General features: G+C 61.0%; 13 protein-coding genes. 5 read left to right on the top strand and 8 right to left on the bottom strand.

Annotated elements, in window-relative coordinates; all coding sequences use genetic code 11:
* Positions 1-2: 2 nt before the first annotated feature.
* From asnB to C5748_RS20240, 3 genes are read right to left on the bottom strand one after another with little or no spacing between them, the layout of a single operon-like run.
* A complete protein-coding gene (gene asnB, locus C5748_RS20250) occupies positions 3-1910 on the bottom strand; it encodes an asparagine synthase (glutamine-hydrolyzing) (protein WP_105743753.1) in 1908 nt (635 codons plus the stop codon).
* Positions 1898-3145 (bottom strand): glycosyltransferase family 4 protein, encoded by a 1248-nt coding sequence (locus tag C5748_RS20245; protein WP_105743752.1) that lies wholly within the window; start codon positions 3143-3145, stop codon positions 1898-1900. The genes asnB and C5748_RS20245 overlap by 13 nt, the downstream gene beginning before the upstream one ends.
* The gene (locus C5748_RS20240) at positions 3142-4404 is read right to left on the bottom strand and encodes a glycosyltransferase family 4 protein (RefSeq protein WP_105743751.1); all 1263 of its coding nucleotides are present in this window, start codon (positions 4402-4404) and stop codon (positions 3142-3144) included. Before C5748_RS20240 ends, C5748_RS20245 begins: the two co-directional genes overlap by 4 nt.
* A 353-nt stretch (positions 4405-4757) precedes the next feature.
* On the opposite strand from C5748_RS20240, the gene C5748_RS20235 reads away from it, so the two are divergent.
* The gene (locus C5748_RS20235) at positions 4758-5759 is read left to right on the top strand and encodes a GDP-L-fucose synthase family protein (protein WP_425350282.1); all 1002 of its coding nucleotides are present in this window, start codon (positions 4758-4760) and stop codon (positions 5757-5759) included.
* 79 nt (positions 5760-5838) lie between these two features.
* Here C5748_RS20235 and C5748_RS20230 read toward each other — a convergent pair whose 3' ends face one another.
* Together C5748_RS20230 and C5748_RS20225 are read right to left on the bottom strand one after the other, a co-directional pair.
* Positions 5839-6324 carry an acetate and sugar kinases/Hsc70/actin family protein gene (locus C5748_RS20230; RefSeq protein ID WP_245581887.1) on the bottom strand — a complete coding sequence of 162 codons (486 nt, stop codon included), beginning with the start codon at positions 6322-6324 and terminating at the stop codon, positions 5839-5841.
* A gap of 329 nt (positions 6325-6653) precedes the next feature.
* The gene (locus C5748_RS20225; RefSeq protein ID WP_105743750.1) at positions 6654-8204 is read right to left on the bottom strand and encodes an MFS transporter; all 1551 of its coding nucleotides are present in this window, start codon (positions 8202-8204) and stop codon (positions 6654-6656) included.
* Positions 8205-8336: 132 nt separating this feature from the next.
* On the opposite strand from C5748_RS20225, the gene C5748_RS20220 reads away from it, so the two are divergent.
* The gene (locus C5748_RS20220; protein ID WP_105743749.1) at positions 8337-8519 is read left to right on the top strand and encodes a hypothetical protein; all 183 of its coding nucleotides are present in this window, start codon (positions 8337-8339) and stop codon (positions 8517-8519) included.
* Between the two features lie 263 nt (positions 8520-8782).
* On the opposite strand, the gene C5748_RS20215 is transcribed toward C5748_RS20220, so the two are convergent.
* Together C5748_RS20215 and C5748_RS20210 are read right to left on the bottom strand one after the other, a co-directional pair.
* Complete coding sequence (locus C5748_RS20215; RefSeq protein WP_105743748.1) at positions 8783-9283, bottom strand: lipocalin-like domain-containing protein; 501 nt, start codon at positions 9281-9283, stop codon at positions 8783-8785.
* Positions 9284-9296: 13 nt separating this feature from the next.
* Entirely contained in the window at positions 9297-10121 is an 825-nt protein-coding gene (locus tag C5748_RS20210; protein ID WP_105743747.1) for an SDR family oxidoreductase, read from the bottom strand.
* 103 nt (positions 10122-10224) lie between these two features.
* Here C5748_RS20210 and C5748_RS20205 point away from each other — a divergent pair, with 103 nt between their 5' ends.
* Complete coding sequence (locus C5748_RS20205; RefSeq protein WP_105743746.1) at positions 10225-11115, top strand: LysR family transcriptional regulator; 891 nt, start codon at positions 10225-10227, stop codon at positions 11113-11115.
* Positions 11116-11197: 82 nt separating this feature from the next.
* Here C5748_RS20205 and C5748_RS29340 read toward each other — a convergent pair whose 3' ends face one another.
* A complete protein-coding gene (locus C5748_RS29340) occupies positions 11198-11677 on the bottom strand; it encodes a P-loop NTPase family protein (protein WP_146119577.1) in 480 nt (159 codons plus the stop codon).
* A 232-nt stretch (positions 11678-11909) separates the two neighbouring features.
* On the opposite strand from C5748_RS29340, the gene C5748_RS20195 reads away from it, so the two are divergent.
* Entirely contained in the window at positions 11910-12209 is a 300-nt protein-coding gene (locus C5748_RS20195; protein ID WP_245581886.1) for a helix-turn-helix domain-containing protein, read from the top strand.
* A gap of 59 nt (positions 12210-12268) precedes the next feature.
* Positions 12269-13573, top strand: coding sequence for a type II toxin-antitoxin system HipA family toxin (locus tag C5748_RS20190; protein ID WP_245581885.1), 1305 nt, complete (start codon positions 12269-12271; stop codon positions 13571-13573).
* Positions 13574-13988: the final 415 nt, after the last annotated feature.

The raw sequence follows: 13988 nt of genomic DNA, 5'->3' as shown, positions 1-13988 counted from the left end.
CTTCATGACGCCAGCCTCACATCGGCGGGTTCGCAGACCCGTTGCAGATATTGGCCGATGACGACGCACAGGAACGCCCGCGACCAGGCCGGCGTCTCCGGTTCGGCGGCAAAGATATCCCATATCGCATCGACGCCGGCGGGCGCGAGCAGGCCGCATTCCTTCAGGCTCTCGATGCCGCTGCGGCAGACATCGAGGAGCGGCCCGGTCATCCATCGTCCGATCGGCAGGGCGAAACCCGATTTCGGCTGCGAGAGGAGTTCGGGCCGCAGGATATCGGCGAAGGCCGCGCGCAGAAGATGCTTGGGGCTCCCGCCGGCCGGAAGACGGATATGCGCCGGGATGGAGCCCGTCAGGTCGAGCAGACGGCGGTCGAGGAACGGCACCCGGACTTCAAACCCGTGCGCCATGCTGTTGGCATCGCCATCCCTGAGGAGCATGTTGCCGAGATAGAATCTGCTCTCCAATAGCGAAACCGTCCATGCGGGGTCGTTTTCCTCGATGGAAAGCGCATCGATCTCATGTGGATCGTGGAAATCCGCCGTAAGCCCCGCCGCGACATGATTCAGGCCGAGACGGCGAAGCTGCGCCGGCGTCATCAGCCGCCGTCGCTGCATGTAGAGGCTGACGAGATCGCCGTCGCAGCCGGCGATCGCCGATGCTTTCGCTCGTGTGCTGGCCGAGCGTCCGATGGTCGCGATATCGGCAAGACGGCGGCGAAGCCCGGGCGGAAGTGCTGATACGGGACGCATCATCCGCTGAAGCATCGGCACGTCGCGGAAGGTGGAATAGCCGCCGAACAGTTCATCGCCGCCCTGGCCGGAAAGCGCCACCTTGATGCCGTGCGCGCGTGCGGCCTTCGATATGACATAGACATTCAGGCCGTCGATGGAGGGCTGATCGAGCGCATCGAGCCAGGATGTGACCGCATCAAGCGCATCGCCGCCATTGATGAGGCATTCCGTATGCTGGAGACCGAAGAATTCGGCGGTCCTGCTCGCCAGCGCCAGTTCGTTCATGTCGGGGTTGTCGGCAAAGCCGACGGTGAAGCTGCGCAGATCGCGCACATGCCGCGACGCCGTGCCGGCGACGATGGAACTGTCGAGCCCCGACGACAGGAACAGTCCGAGCGGAACGTCGCTGACCAGATGATCGCGGACCGCCGCGTCCACCGTCTGCCGGACCGCCGCAATGGTGGCCTCCATGCCGAGTGCTGGATCGGGACGGGGAGGGCTCCAGTAGTGGATTGGATCATCTATCCGCCCATCCGCATGAAAGCGCTGCCAGCATCCCGCAGGAAAGGAACGAATGGCCTCGAACAGCGTGAAAGGATGCTGCATCGCGCCATAGGAGAGAAGCCCTGCCAGTCCCCTGACGCTCATCTCCTGCGGGGCGAGACCGGAGCGCAGGATTGCCCGCACCTCGCTGGCGAAGATCAGGTCGCGGTCATATGCCATGTAGAGCGGCTTGATGCCGAGCGGATCGCGCGCCAGCAGCAATTCGCCCGTCGCCGCGCGATGAAATGCGAAGGCGAACATGCCTTCGAGCCGCGCGATGCAATCGGGGCCCCACTCCACGAGCGCGTGCAGCAGGGTTTCGCTGTCGCTCGTCCCCCGGAAAGCGCAGCCGCGTGCCGCAAGTTCGCGCCTCAGCTGGCCATGATTGTAGATCTCGCCATTGAAGACGAGACGGTCGCCGGTTTCGGGATGGACCATCGGCTGCGCGCCGGCCGGCGAAACGTCGATGACGGCAAGACGCGTGTGACCGAGCGCCAGGACGCCGCTGCCGAAAGGCATGATGCTTTCGCCGCTGCCGTCCGGTCCGCGATGCCTTTGCGCCTGCACCATCCTGTGCAGCGCTCCGGCGACCGTGGGGCGATCCTGCGAGACGATGCCGGCTATTCCGCACATGAGGGGATATCCTCGCTTCTGTGGACGCCGGAGAGCACCGCCAACAGGCGTTCGCTATAGCGTTCCAGCGTGAATTCGGCCGCACGTGCAAGCGCATTTGCAGCCATACCCCGGCGCAAGGACGGGTCCATAAGCTGTTCCAAAGCGTCGACGATCGCACCCGCATCGCGGATAGGCACGATGAATCCGTCTGTCCCGTGCCGCACGACGCTGCCCGTGTTTTCGGTACAGATCACGGGCAGTCCCGCCGCCAGCGCCTCATAGACGGCGGTCGCCGAGCCCTCGCAGATCGATGGCAGCAGGAACACATCCGCCCAGGCATATTGCTCCAGCATTTCGCTGCGCGGCACCGCACCTTTCAGTTCGACGACGGCCTCCAGTGCGGCGCGTGCCTGGGGCAACACAGTGCAGGGACCGACCATGCGGAAGATCGCCCGTCCACGCATGCGTCTTGCAGCCTCGAGAACATAGGGCGAGCCCTTGCGCAGGCAAATCTCGCCCGCGGTCAGTATACGCAGCGGCCCCGGCTCGCGCTCGCGCCGCGCCACAATGAAACGGCTGTCGATCCCATAGGGAACGACGGTGGCGCGCGCGGCGGGACAGCCGCTTTCGATCACATGGCGGCGGACGAATTCCGATGGACAGATGACGATATCGGCAAGCGCCCATTCGGCCCGCTCGCGCGCGATGAAGGCTGCGGCAAAAGGATCGTCCGTGGCGGGCATCTGCCAATCCGGAAAAGCGGCGTCCTCCTCGCTGACAAGCCTGTCCACCACATCGCGCGGGGCGATCATCTGCTCGACCGCGGTCCACAACCCGCGGGTGCGCGCCGTTTTCAACTGCTCCAGCGCCTCTCCGCTGAAGGCGTAGATGCCGGCAGCATCGTGGAAGCCTTCGGCAGCGACGAGGGTGCCGAAACGTTCGCCGGCCCAAAGTGCGTTCGCCGTTTCGTCGGAGCGGCTCTTTCCGGCAAGGCGCCTGATGGCGGAATAGAGCCCGAAGGATGGAAAGGTCGTCGTCCTGTCAGGCGGAATATCATGGGGCACACGCCCGACGAGCCGCCGGATTGCCAGCGGCAGCGTGCGCGGCGGAAGCGCTTGTAAGAGCCGGGGCCAGCCCTTCGTGGCGCAGATATCGGTATAGAAATGCGCAAGCCGTCCGTCGCCCGCCAGAATGCGCGGCACGGCATAATGCATCCTGGCGCCGAGCTGGCTGACGACGATGCTTCCGCTCATCGCAGCACTCCGCTGGACAGCGACGGTACGGTGGCCGGTTCGTCGGGCGCGGCGAGACGGGCGACCGCCGAATGCCAGACGCCGGTCCCATATTCACGCGAATAGGCGGTTTCCAGGAGATATCGCGCATTGTTGCCCATGGTGGCCCGGAGCAGGGGCGACTGTTTCAAGCGCAGAATGAAATCGATCAGCCCGGCGACATCCCCCGGCTTCACAGCCTCGCCGCATTCGAATGTCCGCACCGACGAAGCGATTTCGCCATCGGGATCGCCGATGAAGATGGTCGGACGTCCGGCTGCCAGAACGCCGTAGAACTTGCTCGGCACAATGCAATATTCGAGTTGCGGCAGCAGCGATACGAGATGCAGATCCGCCACGCACAGGCTTTCTGACAGGTTCTCCGCCGGCTGGAACGGCTTTAGAACCACATTGCTCAAGCCCCTGCGCCTGACCTCGGCCTCGACGAACGGCCTTTGCTGCCCGTCGCCGATGAAGAGGAAACGGATGCCCTTCACGCCCATGAGCTTTTCGGCGGCGTCGAGCACGGTGATGAATTCATGCGCCCGGCCGAAATTGCCGGAATATCCGATGACGAAGCTGCGGCTCAATCCCCACGCCTTGCGCAGTCCGTTCTCCTTCGGCTGCACGGGCTGGATCTCGTTCTTGTCGGACCAGTGATGAACGACGCTCAGATGCTCTTTTGTCACGCCTTGGCCGGCCAGATGGTGTGCCATCGCTTCGATCGGGCATATCGTCAGGGCGGAGCGGCGCATCGACCAGTTGCGCAGTGCAAGCGCGACCCTGCCCGAAAGATTGTCGGCGCGCATCATCCCGAGTTCCATCGCCGTTTCCGGGAAAAGGTCCATGACCCAGTTGACGAGCTTCGCTCCGCGAAGCCTGATCGGCAATGCGCTGCTCACCGCAAGAAGCGGCGGATCGGTGCACACAACGCAGATATCGTCGCGCTGCGCATGGCGCAGCCACCACGCCATCGCCGAGAGATGAAAGGTCGCGTAATCGATGGCCCGACCGACCAATGAACTTCGACCGAACCCTGAGGTCCAGATCCGGTGAACCCGCACGCCGTTGATGATCTCCTCCGCCGGGAGCACTTCGTCCGGGCGGTTATAATAATGGCGGCTGGCAATCGCCTCGACCTCGATACCCTCCCGTGCCAGTGAAAAGGCAAGGCTTGAGATCATCCGGCTCGTGGCCGACTGATCGGGATGGAAATAGCGGTTTGCAAAGAGGATTCTCATGGCGCCGACCCGTTTCTTCCGACCCAGAATTGCAGAACGGGCGATAGCTGGACAAGCAAGCCAAAGGCATTAGCGGTCTACCCGGGCTCGTATTGCGCTACCCCTTAAGGCGTGTCCGCCTGCCACGGCAAAGACCGAGGTTGATCCCGCTACCGGGCTGTTTCGCCCCTGCCTACACCCTCGGGTGAAGCGCGATGCGCACAATGGAGCGATTTCACCTCCTCTTAAAATAACCAAAACTGCTTTCTGAGCCATGCGTGGCGTTCCCGCCAGGAGACGTTTGCCATTCGCAAATCTCATCGCGGAAATGCTGGATTGGAATCTGCACAACATCACGAGGGAGGTCGGATGCAATGATTTTCATGGGACATCATACGGGACATGATCACGAACACGGGCAATTCCCTCTGCGTGGCAAACGCGTCTTTGTCGCCGGTCATGCGGGCCTGGTCGGCTCGGCGCTGGCGCGGCGTTTGAGAACGGAGGGCTGCACCGTTCTGACCGTTCAGCATGGGCAACTGGATCTGACCCGGCAGTTGCAGACGGAACGCTGGATGAGGGCAGAACGCCCCGACGCCGTATTCGTTGCGGCTGCCCGCGTCGGCGGCATCGCCGCGAATGCGCGCTATCCCGTCGAATTCCTTTACGAGAACATAATGATAGCCGGCAATATCATACATGCCGCGCATGAAACGGGCGTGCGGAAGCTCTTGTGGCTCGGGTCGAGCTGCATTTATCCACGCAATGCGCCGCAGCCGATCCGGGAAGAGATGCTGCTTACAGGTGCGCTTGAGGCGACCAATGAGGCTTATGCCATCGCCAAGATCGCGGGGCTGAAACTCGCCCAGTTCTATAACAAGCAATATGGCGATTGCTTCATTTCCGCCATGCCGACGAACCTCTATGGCCCGAATGACAATTTCGATCCCGAAACATCCCATGTCCTGCCGGCATTGATCCGCCGGATCCACGAGGCGAAGATGAGCGGTTTGCAAAGCGTGACGCTTTGGGGAACGGGGACGCCGCTGCGCGAGTTCCTGCATGTCGACGATCTGGCCGATGCGTGCGTGTATCTCATGAAGAACTACAGCGGTTGCGAACACGTCAATATCGGTGCTGGCGAGGAGATTTCGATACGCGATCTGGCAAGCCTGATTGCCGAAATCGTCGGCTACAGGGGCAGCTTCGCCTATGACACGACCAAGCCCGACGGCACGCCGCGCAAGCGCCTCGATACCTCGCGCATGGAGGCGATGGGCTGGCATGCCGGGATCGGCCTCAGGGAAGGCATCAGTGATCTCTATGCCCGTTGGTTGACCGCAATCGAGAAGCCCGAAATTGCAGCCGTGGCCTGATATGATACGAGATCGGCAGCCTTAGGCGTCTGGTGGAGATGGGCGAGCCGAAACGGCTCGCCGTCTTAGCATTACAGTTTCAATTTCTTTCGCGGTCTGAATCCATGGGTTTTGATGGTTCGGAGATCATGGATGACAGGTGCCTCGATCGAGGCGACGCTTGAACTTTGGGCGTCTTCAGATGACGGAGGAAACGGCCGATCAGTCCCTGGAACGTCACGCGGTCGCGGCCGACCAGCGTCGTTTCCTTCATCAGGCTGGTGCCGAGGATCGACTTCAACGCCCGCATGAAACGCCCCTCCGCGCCGTCCATATATTCATGAACGGCCGATCGGCCGAAATGCACGCTGCCGTCCTCGAGGCTGAAGAAGAGCGCGGACGGGATGGTGAGATGATCGCCCTCGACGGGGATCAGGAACGGGTCGCTGCCTCTTGCGCAGAGACCGACGGTGGAGTTGGTGGTGCCGAAATCGACACCACAATGAAAACGGCTCGCAAGGGCGTGGACCGGGGCGCGATGGCGCACCGCGAATGAGGGATGATCGGAAGGGGCTCTGTAGTCCATTGCAGATCGAATGGAAACCCTTACAGGCGGCCTCTCGCCGGGTGATCGCCACTTGATACCAATGCCGCACCGGGATCGAGGTGGTTGTCGGAAAGCACGATGCGCAGATCCAAAGTTCCAGCGCCCGAGTCGTTGAGATAACCGGCACGAAGGCCAAAGTTCCTCCCCAATCCGTCCTTCGGCTCAGAGGTCTGAACCAGCGGCACGCCAGGAGCCGTTCATGGCGCGAGCCGATGGTGCGTCGGCGCGTTCAAGCTCTTATCCATCCCGCGGTCGGCAGTGATCAGATCGCCTGGCCGATGTGGGCCAGCGCCTCTTTCGCAATGCCTTCAGTGCGCCGCCGCGCTGCTGTCGTCAATGTGGACATATGCATACACTTTTCGCGTAATGGCCGCCAGCACCAGCAGCGTGAAGGAGGCAACGATACAGCACACGGCGAAGCCGAGCGCAAAGCCGGTTCTGGCCGTTTCGAGCCATGCCGGCGCCGTTGCCCCGCCCAAAGTCTTGGCGATCTCGACCGCTCCGGCGAGCGTGGCTGAGACGGCCGTGGCCTGTGCCTCATCGAGGCTGTTCAAATCCACGCCATCCATCCATATGCGGTATACGACCGTGGCGAGGCTGCCAAGCAGGGCGATGCCGAGCGCACCGCCGAATTCCGCGCTGGTTTCGGATATTGCGGAGGCGGAGCCTGCGCGCTCGGGCGGGGCGGTGCCGACGATCAGGCCTGTCGTGGTGAGAATGACGGGGACAAAGCCTAGGCCGATGATCATGCTTGCGCCCAGCACGCCAAGGAGGCTTTCGGCATAGGCCGCGACCGCCATCGCCGCGGTTCCCGCCGCATTGACGAGCAGGCCGATCAGAACGGTCCGGACCGCGCCGAAACGGTTGGTGATGCGATAGGCCTGGAACGACATGATCGTGAAGACAAGTGCCGACGGGATCGACCACAAGGCGGCTTCCAGAGGCGAAAGTCCAAGCACCAGCTGCAGGAACAGGTTTTGGAAAAGGAAGACGCCGAAAACGAAGAAGACGCCGGCCAGATTGACCATGAGCGAGGCGGTGAAGGCCGGTATGCGGAAAAGGCCGAGGTCGATGAGCGGGTGAGCCAGCGTCTTCTGCCGGCGCACGAACAAAACGCCCACCAACAGGCCGATCAATATCGGGACCAGCTGACGCGTCTCGAAGCCATAGGCCGCCATATGTTTGAAGCCGTAGATGATCGGCAGGACCGTTGCCAGAGACAGCACGACGCTCAACAGGTCGAGCTTGCCGCCCTCATCGCTCCTGTACTCCGGCAGCAGAAAAGGTGCTGCGATGAGCAGCGCCATCATGACCGGAATATTGATCAGGAAGACCGACCCCCAGTGGAAATATTGCAGCAACACGCCGCCAATCAGCGGCCCCACAAGGCCTCCCAAAGCGAAAGCCGTGCCCCATATCCCGATCGCCCGGTTTCGCTCGGCTTCATTTTGGAACAGATTGACCACAAGGGACAGGGTTGACGGGGCGATCGTCGCACCTGCAATGCCGAGCAATGCCCGCGAAACAATCAATTGCTGGGCCGTGCTCGAGAAAGCGGCCAATGCGGACGCCACGCCGAAAGCGAAAGCGCCGATCAGCAGGACACGCCGACGTCCGATCCTGTCGCCGAGCGTGCCCATGGTGACGAGAAAGCCGGCGACCATGAAGCCGTAGATGTCGTTTATCCAGAGAAGTTCCGAGGCGGACGGGTCGAGATCGGCCACGATCGCCGGCATTGCGAGAAACAGGACGGACAAGTCCATGGAATAGATGAGGCAGGCGATCGACAGAACGCAAAGGCCGACCCACTCGCGACGCCCTGCCAGTCGCCCGCCTTCTCCAGCTATTTTTCCGTGCATGAATTTCTTCCCGATCTCGCAGAGTTCGCGGGACCATATGGGAAGTGAAAACCGCCGGCAACTGACATGATGGATTGCCTCCTGCCCGCGTAGCATGAGATTGGCCGCCGGCCAAACCCGGCGGGGATACTGATGAACGTGGTGTCGCGCGGTCTGGCGGGGAAACGAACGCAGAAGCACCATGCGCCGAGATTTGTCGTCAGCATGTCGCCGAGCGCGACGCCGCGGTGCGGATATATGAAAGCAAAGGATGACGTTCGCAGCGCGACACCCGAAACCACGCCGGTCGAGACGAAGTTTCCCGGTGACGTGTGAGTGCGGAGATGTTCCTTCATCTTGCGCCGATAGAGGTCGGATGGCCTCCAAAAGGCCCGCGGTTCATGGGCGTTGGATTACCTGAAATGCCGGCCCGGTCAAAACGCCCTGAATCTTGGAAGCGTTCCATGCACGGGAGATGGAACGCTTCGGCCAAGCTTCATTGGTGGAGGTTGAAATGGCAGATGCAACGCCGGGTGCGCGCAACGGGCAAGCGACAGGCCAGCGCCCGAGCTGAGCCGCGCCTGGCGCTTTTTTTGAGGTTACTTCACGCGCTCCCAGACGATGCGAATGTCTGTGCCCTCGGGACGCCGGAAATTCTCGATCATCTGGTCGCCGTCGACCACCATGCGAAGTTCCTCGCGCGTGCGCTCGCTGCCGACCCAGTTGGGAAAGGTCGAGCCTTCGACACGGTTGCCGCTGAACTCGCCATTTTCGTCGACGGTGTATCGACCAAAAAACCCCATGCTGCCCGCCACCGCGGCGCGGTTTTCTTCATCCGTGCCTTGCCCCCGGACATCGGACGCGAATTTCGGGACCCGAGGATCGGTGAGGACCTCGACAAACGTCAGGTCCTCGGTGAACACGAGCCAGCCATGCGGATTTGGGCCATAGGCCGGCGCGTTCCTGCCTTGCGGATCGATGTGAGCCGACACCATCCGCCACGTCCCCACCACCTTGTTCATCGTCTGCGCCGTTGCCGGTGCGGCGACAAGCATGGCCGCGAAGACGCTTGCCACCAAACTATAAGCTTGCTGTTTCATGAGATTTCTCCCTTTAGCGATCCGCGGAAAAGGCCACGTCGCGCTGTGCACGAATGGCTCGAAGCCTCTCTTCGAGAGCACGGCTTATGCTTTCATATGCCGTGCTGCCGAGCGCCAGCCGCAGCGGCGGGCGCTCGGCGTCAGCGGCGGCGATGATCGCGTCGACTGTTCTGGCGGCGTCGCCCTTGATCTCGAAACTGCCGTCGGCGATCCCGCGCCGCACGTCGCCGGCAGGCGTTGCATCGTAGATCTTCGTCGGCGCGGCCGAATCGAGCCCCGCTGCGAATTTGGTGGCGGTCGGTCCGGGCTCCGCCAGGATGAAATCGATCCCGAACGGTGCCACCTCCTTGGCGACCGCTTCCACAAAGCCTTCGATGCCCCATTTGCTGGCGTGGTACAGGCTGAAATTCGGATATGAGATCTGCCCGCCTTCGGACGAGACCTGCACGATGCGGCCGCCGCCCTGCCGCCGAAGGTACGGCAGGCTTGCGCGGATCAATTGGATCGACCCGACGAGGTTCGTCGCGATCTGCCGGTCGATCTGTTCGTCGGTCACCTCCTCGGCAGCGCCGAACAGGCCATAACCGGCATTGCTGACGACGATATCGATCCGATCCAGCCGATCGAAGGCCCCGGCGACCGCGGCTCGCATCCCGTGTGTGTCGGTGACATCCAGGGCAATGACGTGAAGACCCGCCTCATGACGTTGCTGGAGGTCGGTCAGCGCATCCAGTCTTCGAACCGTCGCAACCACATGATCGCCGCGGGCAAGCAGCTTCTCGGTCATGATCCGCCCCAGACCGGATGAGGCGCCGGTGATAATCCAAGTCTTCGTCATTGTCTGACCTCCTGTTCTTCAGTGATATGCGTGAAAAATAGTGGCTCGACATTCGTGCTACTATGGGCAACAATCCGCATGTGGTGGTGAAGAATCCTGACCAATGGCAAGACCAACGCTCATCGATCTGACGGCTTTCGCAGCAGTCGCGGAGCAGCGAAGCTTCCGACAGGCGGCCGACGTTCTGGGCGTTTCGCGCTCCTCGCTCAGCCATACGATCGCGGCGCTCGAACGCAGCCTCGGTGTTCGCCTATTGCACCGGACGACACGCAGCGTTGCGCCGACCGAGGCGGGGGAGCGTCTTCTCAGGCGGTTGAAGCCGGTGCTGCAGGATCTCGATCAGGCGATCGACGCGGTCGCCGAGGATGGAGGGCATCCGAGCGGCGTGCTGCGGATCAATGGCGGCGAGGGCGCGATGCGCCTGCTGCTGAAGCGGGTTGTGCCCGTCTTCCTTGAGCGTTACCCGCAGGTCGCGCTCGACCTCGTCACCGACGGACGCCTTGTCGACATCGTCGAGCAGGGCTTCGACGCCGGCATCAGGCTCGCGGAAGCGGTGCCGCAAGACATGATCGCGGTCCCTTTCGGGGCGGATCTCCGCTTTCTGGCCGTCGCGGCGCCGTCTTATGTGGCGGCGGCGGGCCGGCCCGGCGCGCCGGAGGATCTCCGGCGACACCGCTGCATCCGGCAGCGCCTCCCGAGCGGAAAGCTCTACCGCTGGGAGTTCGAGAAGCACGGGCAGGAAATCGCTGTCGACGTACCGGGGGTGGTGACGCTCGATCATACAATGCTGATGGTGGAGGCCGCGGCGGATGGCATCGGTATCGCCTATGTGCCCGAGACGGCGGCGCGACCATGGCTGGACGACGGACGGCTGTTCGCCTTGATGGAGGATTGGTCGCCCGCCGTGGCGGGGTTGCGGCTCTACTATTGCGGCCATCGTCATGTCCCGGCATCGCTTCGGGCGTTCATTGATGTGGTCAAGAGCGTCGGCTGATCGGCGACGGGGCAGGGGACAGCGCCTCACGTCCATCCCATGACCACAGCGAAGCTGGCCGTGAAGCCCGGATTGCCGTTGCTCACTTCATGAAGCGGGCGAAGCCTTGCGGCATCGCCTCTATGCGTTCGAGAATGGCTGCCTTGGCCGCCGCGGCGCGTAGGCGCTCCTCATTGATCGGGCGTCCCAGCGCGATGTTCATCTTCAGCGTGTCATTGAGCAGCATCGCCTCCTGCGGCACGATGCCGACGGCAGCGTCCCGCACTGCGGACAGAACGGTTTGCCTTCTGTCTGCGGCCAGCGCATGCGCTTGAACCAGCCGTAGGCCGTCTCCTCGCGGACCTTTGCTAGGTCCATGACGGTGAGCGTCCGGCATTCCGGCGACAGCAGGAAGTGCTGCCCTTTCGGTTCTTTTTCGGACTCCGCCAAAGCTCAGTCCCTCCGCGGTTTGGACGGCGACTGAGCCGCGTATTTCCAAACCTCCGGACGTGGTGCGGACACGCGAAACCGATGCAGCAAGCTGCACGACGGTCGAGGCGATGGCGAATGGGATGGCAGTCATGTTCAGGCTCTAGGTTGCAGGCATACAGGGTCTGCGGCGGCCACTGGGCCACCGAAAAAAGTCAAAGCTGTATGTGTGCCGTCCTGAACATGGGACCGGGCTCATACCCGGAATGCGCACGGGAGCCGATCGGAAAAATGTACGATGGTTAATCGATGCCAGTGGCCTTGACGGCTAACTTAATTGCTATTATTATGGCACTTAAGTTAATATTATGGATATAAGTGCTATTATGATCACATTTAATATGACTTCCCCAAAGGAAATCATTGAAGGTGTCGCAACACGGATGAAGCGGCGGCGGATTGATGCCAATTTTACCCAACGAGAGCTAGCTTCCAAGGCTGGGGTTTCCTACGGCTCCCTGAGAGTTTTTGAGGAGACCGGCAAGGCATCCTTTGAAGCTGTCGTAAAGCTCGCATTCGCTTTGGAGGCAGAAGCTGAATTTGAGCGCTTGTTTCCTTCAAGGCCTCCAAAGACACTTGAAGACATCATCGGGCATCCGGCCAGGAAGAGAGTTCGCAAGAAATGAAGTTCAGGCCAATCACAAAAATGAGGGTGATTCTCGATCTCGAGGGGTCCCAGCGGAATATGGGAACGCTTGCCTGGAGTACCGAGGAACGCCGGGCTTACTTTGAGTACGCAGCCGAATTCATAGCCGCGCCACTGCTAATTTCACCGTTCCATCTCGGTGTGAAGGCAGGTCTTCTTCCATCTCAGCATGAACCGTTCAATGGGCTGCATGGGCTTTTTAACGACAGCATTCCAGATGGATGGGGACGCCTATTGCTGGATCGCCGCCTTCAAAAAGCGGGGGTAGACTACCATACGCTTACGGCTTTGGTCCGTCTTTCTGCGATAGGAACTTCCGGAATGGGAGCATTGGCTTTCGTCCCTGAACTCCCCGATGACAAGCATGGTGGAGGCGACTTGGACTGGTTCGTTGAGCAGGTTGAGCTTGTTCAAAATGAGATGGATACTGCTGAGATCGACGCATTGCAGGGAGCTCAGGGCGGCTCCGCAGGCGCGCGTCCCAAGATCATGATCGGCTTGAGCCCGGATCAGAATACCTTTGTGATCGATTACGGCCATCAATTGAAGCCTGGTCTCGAACGCTGGATGGTTAAATCGCGTAGCTCCGACGACCCAATAGATATCGGTGTCGAGGAGCACGCTTATGCGCTCATGGCGCGTGCCGCCGGATTGGAGATGGCTGATACGCGGGTGCTGCAGACAAAAAAGGGAAATCGTCTTTTCGCGACCAAGAGATTTGACCGCACACCGCAGGGGCGACTGCATATGCATACTGCGAGCGGTCTTCTCTATGCCGACCATCGACAAGCATCACTTGACTACGGTTCGCTTCACAAACTGACGCATATGATGACGAGAGACAGCGCGGAGGTTCTCCGCATGTTCGGTCACATGGTTTTCAATGTGTATGCACGGAACCGAGACGACCATTCGAAGAACCATTCTTTCCTGATGGGATCGGATGGGCGGTGGAAACTCTCTCCGGCGTACGATCTGACCTTCTCGGCAGGCCCGGGAGGACAGCATAGTGCATTGATTGCAGGGGAAGGATTGAACCCAGGCCGGCAGCATTTGCTTGCCGTCGCTAATGGCGCTTCCATTTCCGAGCAGGAAGCGTTGAACGTGATTGAACGCATCCGATCTGCTGTCGATCGCTGGCCAATGTTTGCGGACGAAGCAGGTCTATCCAGAGCACGAACCAAAGAACTTGATTTGATCCTGAATGGACGGAGGCCTCAGCCTGAACAGGCGAAACATCATGATACATCCCGCGACAACCTCGCCGTTTCCGAGCCCGTGCCAAGACGAAAGAAAACACGCCCAAGCGATGATGGGTACACTCCCAGTGGCCGCCACCGTTGATGTCCTGAAGGACTAGTTAGTTTCCGTTCATAAACGGCAAGCGATTGATTTTGTTCGGTGAATCGTATCTTTGTGCAAGCAAGGACCGGCGGTTTCAGGTATCTTGGATCATGCCACTGAGTCCAAATCCCTGCCACCGTCGGAGCCGACAATGCGCCAAGAACGCACCGTCCAAGCCAGTGAAGCGCGTGTGGCCTTGAGTGGCTTGGAGTGTGTCATCGGAGCGCTACGGCTTGTACGGCATAGGTGGCGGGCCGGCACGCTGCCGGACTCTCATTTTGACGTCAGATCAGGGGAATCGCTTGAAAAATCATTTGTGTGCTGCGGTTATTGCGGTTTCGAGATAATCGTCGTCCCATCCGAGCGTTTTCCGTCTGACCTTGAGGCTGGCCTTGTCGTTGATGGAGCGAATGAG

This window comes from Phyllobacterium phragmitis, from assembly GCF_002980495.1.
GTDB lineage: Bacteria > Pseudomonadota > Alphaproteobacteria > Rhizobiales > Rhizobiaceae > Paramesorhizobium > Paramesorhizobium phragmitis.
Note: the sequence above shows the minus strand (reverse complement) of the source record. Positions and strands in the feature narration are given on the sequence as shown.

What these genes read in the sequence shown, in the direction of transcription:
- asnB (WP_105743753.1), bottom strand. Translation starts at nt 1,910, where the DNA reads ATGTGCGGAATAGCCGGCATCGTCTCGCAGGATCGCCCCACGGTCGCC.
- C5748_RS20245 (WP_105743752.1), bottom strand. Translation starts at nt 3,145, where the DNA reads ATGAGCGGAAGCATCGTCGTCAGCCAGCTCGGCGCCAGGATGCATTAT.
- C5748_RS20240 (WP_105743751.1), bottom strand. Translation starts at nt 4,404, where the DNA reads ATGAGAATCCTCTTTGCAAACCGCTATTTCCATCCCGATCAGTCGGCC.
- C5748_RS20235 (WP_425350282.1), top strand. Translation starts at nt 4,758, where the DNA reads ATGATTTTCATGGGACATCATACGGGACATGATCACGAACACGGGCAA.
- C5748_RS20230 (WP_245581887.1), bottom strand. Translation starts at nt 6,324, where the DNA reads ATGGACTACAGAGCCCCTTCCGATCATCCCTCATTCGCGGTGCGCCAT.
- C5748_RS20225 (WP_105743750.1), bottom strand. Translation starts at nt 8,204, where the DNA reads ATGCACGGAAAAATAGCTGGAGAAGGCGGGCGACTGGCAGGGCGTCGC.
- C5748_RS20220 (WP_105743749.1), top strand. Translation starts at nt 8,337, where the DNA reads ATGAACGTGGTGTCGCGCGGTCTGGCGGGGAAACGAACGCAGAAGCAC.
- C5748_RS20215 (WP_105743748.1), bottom strand. Translation starts at nt 9,283, where the DNA reads ATGAAACAGCAAGCTTATAGTTTGGTGGCAAGCGTCTTCGCGGCCATG.
- C5748_RS20210 (WP_105743747.1), bottom strand. Translation starts at nt 10,121, where the DNA reads ATGACGAAGACTTGGATTATCACCGGCGCCTCATCCGGTCTGGGGCGG.
- C5748_RS20205 (WP_105743746.1), top strand. Translation starts at nt 10,225, where the DNA reads ATGGCAAGACCAACGCTCATCGATCTGACGGCTTTCGCAGCAGTCGCG.
- C5748_RS29340 (WP_146119577.1), bottom strand. Translation starts at nt 11,677, where the DNA reads ATGACTGCCATCCCATTCGCCATCGCCTCGACCGTCGTGCAGCTTGCT.
- C5748_RS20195 (WP_245581886.1), top strand. Translation starts at nt 11,910, where the DNA reads ATGATCACATTTAATATGACTTCCCCAAAGGAAATCATTGAAGGTGTC.
- C5748_RS20190 (WP_245581885.1), top strand. Translation starts at nt 12,269, where the DNA reads ATGGGAACGCTTGCCTGGAGTACCGAGGAACGCCGGGCTTACTTTGAG.